This window comes from Pseudoalteromonas sp. (assembly GCF_041613455.1).
In the GTDB taxonomy this organism is placed as follows: Bacteria; Pseudomonadota; Gammaproteobacteria; order Enterobacterales; family Alteromonadaceae; genus Pseudoalteromonas.
The window spans coordinates 1-7,480 of sequence record NZ_JBFJHD010000151.1 but is presented as its reverse complement, the minus strand read 5'-3'; the positions used below and the strand labels follow the sequence as shown (position 1 = coordinate 7,480).

Sequence of the window (7,480 nt, the reverse complement as noted above, 5' to 3'; positions counted from 1 at the left end):
CTCTTTGGCGTTTAATGCCACCCCTTGCCATTTGGCAAGATTCTTTACCGAGTCACCACTGACCGATAAACGACCTTTAATATCTTCGCCTTGCTCGGCAATTGTGCCGCTAAAATTCATATCAACTAAACGTGAATCTAGGCTTTGTTTAACGTCAAAAGGGCGCCCCTCAATGGCTTTTGCAGGAGTATCTAGTGTGATATCAATTTCAAAGCGCTCTTGCATATAGGTGATTGCCCCTTTCACCTCTAGTGATTTACGCAGTGATGGCAATAAAATTGCCAGCTCTAAATCACTTATTTGCTGTTTTGCGCCCGTTTTGCCATCGAGGTAAGTAAATGACCCGCCATAAATAGCCACTTCGCCAAGTTCAATATCAAAGTTCTCCGGTAATTTAACCGGCTCACCGCTCGTTTTTTGCTTCGGTTGCTCTGTAACGCCAGTAAATAACTGCCAGTTGGCGCGACCGCTGTTATCGGTTTCTAATAAGATATCCGGTTCATTTATCACAAACTTTTCTAATTTAAACTCGCCATCTAATAACGACAACCACGGAATATGCACCACAAGCTGTTGCATACTTGCCATATCGGCTCGTGAGCCCGATTTCATGTTGGCAAAGTGCACATCATTCAGCTCTAACTTTAAAGCAGGAAACACACTCAAGCTTTTTTCACCTTTGATAGTGAGTGTCCGCCCGGTCGTTTGCTCAACCTGCTGTGAGACTTTATTAAAAATAGCGTCGCTAGGAATTAAAAATGGCGCAGCAACAATCACTGCAATACAGAGCAGCAGTATTACGCCAATAATTTTAAATAAAGTTTTCATGATGATCCTTTCAAATGTGCAAATAATATTCATATCATAGCGAGAGTTAGCGTTAAAATCATGGTCGCTTGCAAAAAAAGCCTGATTCTATTAATTTATTTTTTCCATCATCAACGGGTGCGCCACTTTAATAATCAACTAATTATACTGTACAGTAGCTCACTGAACCTTGTTGTCTTAATGCAAATCATTACTTTTCAATGCATTAACCTTTCATAACAGCCACCCTAGCAGAGCAATACACTCTATTTATTTGCTGCAATACCACGATTTTATAATTTTAATAAGCTAATAATTAGCGCCAATACAGTCGCTCTATTAATCACGCGGCTATATCGCTCTGTTGTTATTGTTAGATTTGCGCTAAAATAGACCAGCTAAAAAATGCATTTAACTCGAGGTTCTACAAGGCATGAAAAAACTGCTAATTTCACCGTCAAAAATGGCGCTAGGCGAGCAAGAAAACCAAATTTATCAAAACATTCTGAAGCAATCCTCAGAACTCAGCCTAAATCTAATGGCGGTGAAAGTAGAAAACCACCCTGATGATTTTTTACTCTGGTGCTACGAACTACTGAGCGCAAGTAGAGATCGTATGAACTACGATTTATTAGAACCACAGCAACTTCCGGTACTTAAAAAGTTACACGATCTGCTTATTTCTGCGATTAGCTTTTTACAAGTTAAAACATTACGTGTAGCTCCTTGGCCGGTAGTGACGGGCTTTATTGAGCAGCACCAAGAACTAATTGCCCTTGATGAGCAACTTCGCTTAACAAATTACATTGCCAGCATTCGTGAACAGTCACTGAAAGAGATGATCCCAGAAGACTTACTAGCATTTAGCGGTAAGCACATGGCATCTCTCGATCCAAGCACCTATAACTTTGATGTGGAATGGTTTGCGTCAACTAAAAGCGCGAAAGGCTTCCATCAACTATTGGCTGATATGCCAGGCGCGTTTGACGATGCGCTTAGCCATATTCCGCTGGAAGGCAATATTACCCATTATGAATACCAACAGTTTGTTGCTGCTTACTTAAAACTGTTTAGCGAAGGTAATGAAAAGCCAACGCTTGCTCCAGCTACACGCTTATTAGCAATGCGTCGCCCAGACATATTTACGCCTATCAGTAATAATAGATTAGATGCACTATGTGGTGCGCTGGGTATTAGCAAGCTGAAGAACACTGATTTTGAGCGTTACTGGCAAGATGTAGTACAAAAAATTCATACCCTGTCTTGGTTTAAAATGGCCAAAGCGGGTAACGAATTAGAACAGCAATTAGTCAGTATTAAAGCGCTGATCCCGTGTTTCTTTTACTACGCAGACACAACGACCGCCGATAACTCTAACTACATAAAGCTACTTAATAAACCTAAACGCAGCACCACTAGCACAGGTAAAGCAAAACGTAGAGGTAAAGAGTCTGCAGAAATTTTAGTCGACCGCGCGCTCGCTGCTGACGATATTCCTGAACATATTCGCAGTAAGCGTGATTCTATTATTAGTGAAGTACAAAAAGGCCGTGGCGTTAACGAAACGATTAGTTTAATGCGCACTATTTTTGGTTAATCATTAATAGCTAACCTAGCCGCGCCGCCTTGGTGCAGCTAGGTTGATTTATGCACCTTTGATGTGAAAACAGCCCCCTCTACAATATTCTACGCCGTCAATAAAAACCCTTAAATTACTGTAATTAAACTAATAATAATTTTTAATTAGTACTTTTACCAAGCTGGTACACACAGTGCAACCCCCTTTCCAGTTAAATAACATACGCCGCCAAAAATGCTCATTGCAATACTCTTTAGCGTTGGTGTGCCTCTCATATAACAGGAAATGTACATGCAAATACTAAAAAAAATCATCGTTATCAGCACCTTTACCTTACTGACAAGCACAGCAACAACTGCCTATGCCGAAGTTACTGCCAATGCGGCTGCCACATCTAATTACTTATGGCGTGGCCAACAACAAACGGGGGGGGATGCCGCCATATCCGGCGGTATTGATTACAGTAGCGAGTCGGGCTTTTATGCCGGGAGCTGGGTTTCTAATGCCTCCTGGGCTGATGAAATGACCTACGAGTTAGACTTATACGCAGGTTTTGGCGGTGCCATTAATGACAGCGTTAGTTACGATGTTGGTTATATTTATTATGCCTACCCAGATGCAGCGTCTGCAGCTGATGCCGACTTTTCTGAAGTTTACGCCAGCATCAGTGCTGCGGGATTTACCTTTGGCGCCGCACTACTGGCAACGTCTGCGGCAAGCGGTGACGGCAGCGACTTTGCTGACTCACTGTACCTAAGCGCTGACTACGGGTTTGCCGTTGGTAGCAGTGGTACACAAGTCGCCCTGCACTTAGGTCATTACTCTGGTGATTTTATTGGTGATGACAATATTGTTGATTATGGCGTATCAATCACTAAAGACGGTTTCACCTTGGGTTTATCTGATAACGATCTCGATGGCTCAGACATAAAAGCCTATGTTGCTTATTCCGTCGACTTTACCTTATAACAAATGACACTGTAATTGCTGCAACCCAAGGGCCGTAAGGCCCTTTTTTATATATAAACCACCCAGTAAAAATAAGTATTTACAAAAAAACAATAAGATAACATTTAAATTCTAAATCACGATTAAGGATTATTATGAATTTATCAAAAAAAGTGACCACTATTTTAGCACTTACGCTAATTACAATGAGCTCATTAAGTTATGCAACCATGACATGCAGTTGCTCATCAGGTAGCATGACTGTTGTACATGATGGCGACACTGTGAGTTACTCTTGCTCTGATGGTGGTCGCATTACTTGCATGATAAAGTAAAAATTAAGCGTTACTTAGAAAGGCGTACGCCTTTCTTTTCTAAGGATAGTAAAATGAAATACATATTTGTAATTGCACTTGTTATTGCCGCCGCCATGGGCATTAGAATTTTAAACACAGGACAGCCCTCAAAACCTCCGCTAACCCACACACAACCTGCTGCTGAAACCACCCTTAGTACTGGAAACGCTAAACAGCCGATTGAGCCCAAAGCTCTATTAAATAAAGCTGCTGAAGCATCAGTCAAACAGCACAACATTGCAGAGCAAAAAGTGGCGTCGATATCTAAATTGCCTATTTCAAGCCCTCACGCTTTCTCTGAAGAGTTTGTTTCAACTGAGGATGGAAAAGAATTTGTATCAAAAAAAGCATTAGACAACGTATTTCAAACGGATACTTCACAACTACTCGCACGCATGTCAGAAATTGATTATTCAGAACAAGCGCAATTACGCAAAGAACAGCTGCATAGCTTTATTCTGGCTGAGTTGAAAGATGTGCATATTTTACAGCAAGAACTTGATTGTGCGGGGAAAGTTTGTGCAGTAGAACTCACTTACACCCAAAACAGTAATCAAGCATCGATTGATACACTATCTAACTTTGCAACAAACTACTCTTTTCAGCAGTTTACAGAAACAGAAAATGGCGATAAAAAATTAAAGGCCCTTTATATAGCTACAGATAATCCAAGCGGATTAACACTTTCCCACGACTAGCTAAATTTCATACTTGGGTTACATTTTGCATGTAACCCGACTAAAAATAAAACCATCTAATTACAGTAAACCTTGAGTAGCGCTCTCGCCACGTTAACAAACCGTTACAATAAATTCATCACCCTCCCCTCATTTTGTCTTATGCTATAAGCCGTTCACCCTCCACATAATTAGGTTATTAAGGAATAATAATGAAATCACCTAACGCGTTCAGTGCGCTAATCGACATTTATATCAGCCCTAGCAAAGCATTTAATGGCGTAGAACACGCCAAGGGCTGGTCGTGGCTGGCACTTTTTTGCATTGCAGCGGCCACCGCCGCCAGTATGTACATTTTTTATACTAACGTTGATTTACAGTTTTTGATCAATGAACAAGTAACAGCCGCCAGTGTGGATGCCACCATTGGCGAGCAAAAAATGATCCGCCAAGCGATAGAACAAAATGCTGCCAATCAAATATGGTTTGGCATGCTTGGCGGAGTTTTTGGCCTGATTATCATGAACGCGTTAATGGCGCTTTATTATATGCTGATTGCCAAACTCGATCCTAACTCACAACACGGCTATGGTGCCTGGTATGGTTTTTCGTTATGGACCATGATGCCAGTGGTTATTTCAAGCCTAGGGACTATCGCATTAGTGATGTTGGCCAATAGCGATGAAATTTCGCAACAAGCGGTATTTAATTACGCTTCTATTAACCAACTTATTGTTGGCCTTGATGTAAGCAGCCCATTTTATACCCTACTTGAATCGATTAACGTGTTTACCTTCTGGAGCATTGCCTTAGCTATGGTTGGGCTTAAATGCTGGACCAATTTTTCCACTAATAAAGCACTGCTATTTGCGGCACTGCCGAGCATTATCATTTTTGCTATTTGGGCGCTCATTGCGGCACTTTAATTACTGCGCAGAGGCTGTATTGCCTCTGCACATTTCACCCACGGACCGATTAAAATGAAAAAAGCGATTATCATCACGCTCGCTATTGCTGCATTTATAGCACTTATTGTATCAAAACAAATTTCTGGTGATAAAAAACAGCCCGAAGTAAATATTGCTAAAGTTGAGCTTGGCAACATTGCCGACTCTATCATGGCCTCGGGTAACTTAGTGTTTAATACACAAGTACAGCTGCGTTCAGAGGTCACTGGTCGGGTCGACAAGGTCTTTGTTGAAGAAGGCCAAAGTGTCAAGCAAGGCGATATTTTAATGCGCCTTGATACCACCGCGTTTGAATCTGAGGTAACCCGCAACCAAGCGCTATTGCGTGCCAGCGAAATTGAAATAAAGCACAGCCAAATTCGTTTAGCAAACCTAGAGCGCCAGCTAAAAAGGCAAAAAGAGTTATACGACGTGGGGTTAGGTAACCAAGAAGTTTACGAAAACCTAGCAAGCGCCCGCGACTTAGCCAAAATAGAGATTGAGTCTCGCAAAGAAGCATACAACCAAGCCCATGCCTCGTTGCAAATTGCCCAAGATCGGCTAAATAAAAGTGTCTTTAAAGCCCCGATGAGTGGCTTATTAGCCTCGGTTAATATTAAAGAAGGCGAAACCGTGATTGCTGGTACCACTAATATTATCGGCTCGGATTTAATGCTGGTTGCCGACCCGAGTGCTATTTTAGCTGAGTTACGTGTTGATGAAACCGATATAGCCAGCATTAAACTCAACCAGCAGGCCAATATTTATGCCGCTGCGTATCCAAACAACCCCTTTACTGGCACCGTAATAAACATTGGCACCTCGGCTAAAAACCAGCCTGGCTTCCAAGGGTTATCATTTAAAGTAAAAGTGTTGCTTGATGCCACCGATCGCCAGCTGTATGCCGGAATGAGCTGCAGAGCAGAAATAGCCACCAGCATAGCCGAAAACGGTTTAAAGTTACCCATAGAAGCAATTCAAAAAGAGGGCGATGACAGCTTTGTGTGGCGTCTCAATAACGACAACACCGTGAGCAAGGTCACTGTAAAGCTCGGCATTTCGTCTGACATTGAGCAAGCTATTACCGAGGGCCTGAATGAAGGTGACAACATAGTGATTGGCCCGGCTCGCCCGCTCAGCACCTTAACAGCAGGCGACACAGTAAAAGTAAAAACCGCCGCGAAGGAAAACAACACATGACGGCGGTAATTAAACTTGCGCAGATTAACAAGCAATACCACATGGGCAGCGAGGTATTTAAAGCACTTGATGATGTAAACGTGGTTATTAACGAAAATCAGTATGTGGCCATTATTGGCCCTTCGGGATCAGGCAAGTCGACGCTAATGAACTTGTTAGGCTGCTTAGATACCCCCACCAGCGGCGAGTATTATTTAAAGGATAAGTTAGTAAAAAGCATGACCGAAACCGAACTAGCGCATCAACGCAACGAAAGCGTCGGGTTTATTTTTCAAAGCTTTAATTTATTACCGCGCGCCTCAGCACTCGAAAATGTAATGCAGCCGTTAGTATACCGTTTCACCCCCAGCAAACAGCGCAAACAGCAAGCCCTTGAGGCGCTCAAGCGGGTGGGTTTAGCCGATAAAGTAAATCACTTATCAAACCAGTTGTCGGGCGGACAACGGCAACGCGTCGCGATTGCTCGCGCATTAGTGACTAAACCCCATATTTTATTAGGGGATGAGCCCACAGGTAATCTAGATAGCAAAACCACGCGCGAAATTATGGCCTTATTCGATGAACTGCATAACGAAGGGCACACCATTATTTTAGTGACCCATGAGCAAGAAATTGCCGACCATTGCCAGCGAGTTATTCGTCTAGTGGATGGCAAGGTTGTCAGCGATGTGAGTAAAGGCCAAGGAGAAAAACCATATGTTTAAGTTTGCTCTGGCTACGATGGAAGGCAGCAAAGCCGCATTTTCAGCAATTAAAGCCAATGCCATGCGCTCAGCCCTTACCTGTTTAGGGATTATTATTGGTGTGGCTGCGGTGGTGACTGTGGTCGCCGTGATGCAAGGATTTACCAAGCAAATAAACGATCAACTCGCCGATATGTCGCCAGACGTCACCACTATAAAACCTTATACCAGTATTGAGCTGGAAATGGTGGGTAAAAATGCCAAGCTCAGCTACGACGATTTT

The 7,480-nt window shown here is 42.7% G+C and carries 9 protein-coding genes; 8 read left to right on the top strand and 1 reads right to left on the bottom strand.

All coding sequences use genetic code 11. The features are described 5' to 3' along the window. On the bottom strand, window positions 1-828 hold an 828-nt coding region (locus tag ABYB02_RS12540; RefSeq protein ID WP_372762784.1), incomplete at its 3' end, for an AsmA family protein. A 412-nt stretch (window positions 829-1,240) separates the two neighbouring features. Between ABYB02_RS12540 and ABYB02_RS12535 the strand changes: the two genes are divergently transcribed. The 8 genes from ABYB02_RS12535 to ABYB02_RS12500 all read left to right on the top strand — a co-directional run. Further along, window positions 1,241-2,404 carry a hypothetical protein gene (locus ABYB02_RS12535; protein WP_372762783.1) on the top strand — a complete coding sequence of 388 codons (1,164 nt, stop codon included), beginning with the start codon at window positions 1,241-1,243 and terminating at the stop codon, window positions 2,402-2,404. Window positions 2,405-2,677: 273 nt separating this feature from the next. Beyond that, a complete protein-coding gene (locus ABYB02_RS12530) occupies window positions 2,678-3,355 on the top strand; it encodes a TorF family putative porin (RefSeq protein WP_372762782.1) in 678 nt (225 codons plus the stop codon). A 134-nt stretch (window positions 3,356-3,489) separates the two neighbouring features. Then, window positions 3,490-3,669, top strand: a complete 180-nt coding sequence (locus ABYB02_RS12525) for a hypothetical protein (RefSeq protein ID WP_372762781.1) — start codon at window positions 3,490-3,492, stop codon at window positions 3,667-3,669. Between the two features lie 53 nt (window positions 3,670-3,722). Then, window positions 3,723-4,388 carry a hypothetical protein gene (locus ABYB02_RS12520; RefSeq protein ID WP_372762780.1) on the top strand — a complete coding sequence of 222 codons (666 nt, stop codon included), beginning with the start codon at window positions 3,723-3,725 and terminating at the stop codon, window positions 4,386-4,388. A gap of 191 nt (window positions 4,389-4,579) precedes the next feature. Then, window positions 4,580-5,293 (top strand): YIP1 family protein, encoded by a 714-nt coding sequence (locus ABYB02_RS12515; protein WP_372762779.1) that lies wholly within the window; start codon window positions 4,580-4,582, stop codon window positions 5,291-5,293. Window positions 5,294-5,347: 54 nt separating this feature from the next. Then, a complete protein-coding gene (locus ABYB02_RS12510; protein ID WP_372762778.1) occupies window positions 5,348-6,514 on the top strand; it encodes an efflux RND transporter periplasmic adaptor subunit in 1,167 nt (388 codons plus the stop codon). After that, on the top strand, window positions 6,511-7,218 hold the full coding sequence (locus ABYB02_RS12505) for an ABC transporter ATP-binding protein (RefSeq protein ID WP_372762777.1): 708 nt from the start codon (window positions 6,511-6,513) through the stop codon (window positions 7,216-7,218). The genes ABYB02_RS12510 and ABYB02_RS12505 overlap by 4 nt, the downstream gene beginning before the upstream one ends. Then, window positions 7,211-7,480 (top strand): ABC transporter permease (locus tag ABYB02_RS12500; RefSeq protein WP_372762776.1); only part of this gene is annotated, 270 nt, incomplete at its 3' end. The genes ABYB02_RS12505 and ABYB02_RS12500, both read left to right, overlap by 8 nt.

What these genes read in the sequence shown, in the direction of transcription:
- ABYB02_RS12525 (WP_372762781.1), top strand. Translation starts at nt 3,490, where the DNA reads ATGAATTTATCAAAAAAAGTGACCACTATTTTAGCACTTACGCTAATT.
- ABYB02_RS12505 (WP_372762777.1), top strand. Translation starts at nt 6,511, where the DNA reads ATGACGGCGGTAATTAAACTTGCGCAGATTAACAAGCAATACCACATG.
- ABYB02_RS12510 (WP_372762778.1), top strand. Translation starts at nt 5,348, where the DNA reads ATGAAAAAAGCGATTATCATCACGCTCGCTATTGCTGCATTTATAGCA.
- ABYB02_RS12535 (WP_372762783.1), top strand. Translation starts at nt 1,241, where the DNA reads ATGAAAAAACTGCTAATTTCACCGTCAAAAATGGCGCTAGGCGAGCAA.
- ABYB02_RS12530 (WP_372762782.1), top strand. Translation starts at nt 2,678, where the DNA reads ATGCAAATACTAAAAAAAATCATCGTTATCAGCACCTTTACCTTACTG.
- ABYB02_RS12515 (WP_372762779.1), top strand. Translation starts at nt 4,580, where the DNA reads ATGAAATCACCTAACGCGTTCAGTGCGCTAATCGACATTTATATCAGC.
- ABYB02_RS12520 (WP_372762780.1), top strand. Translation starts at nt 3,723, where the DNA reads ATGAAATACATATTTGTAATTGCACTTGTTATTGCCGCCGCCATGGGC.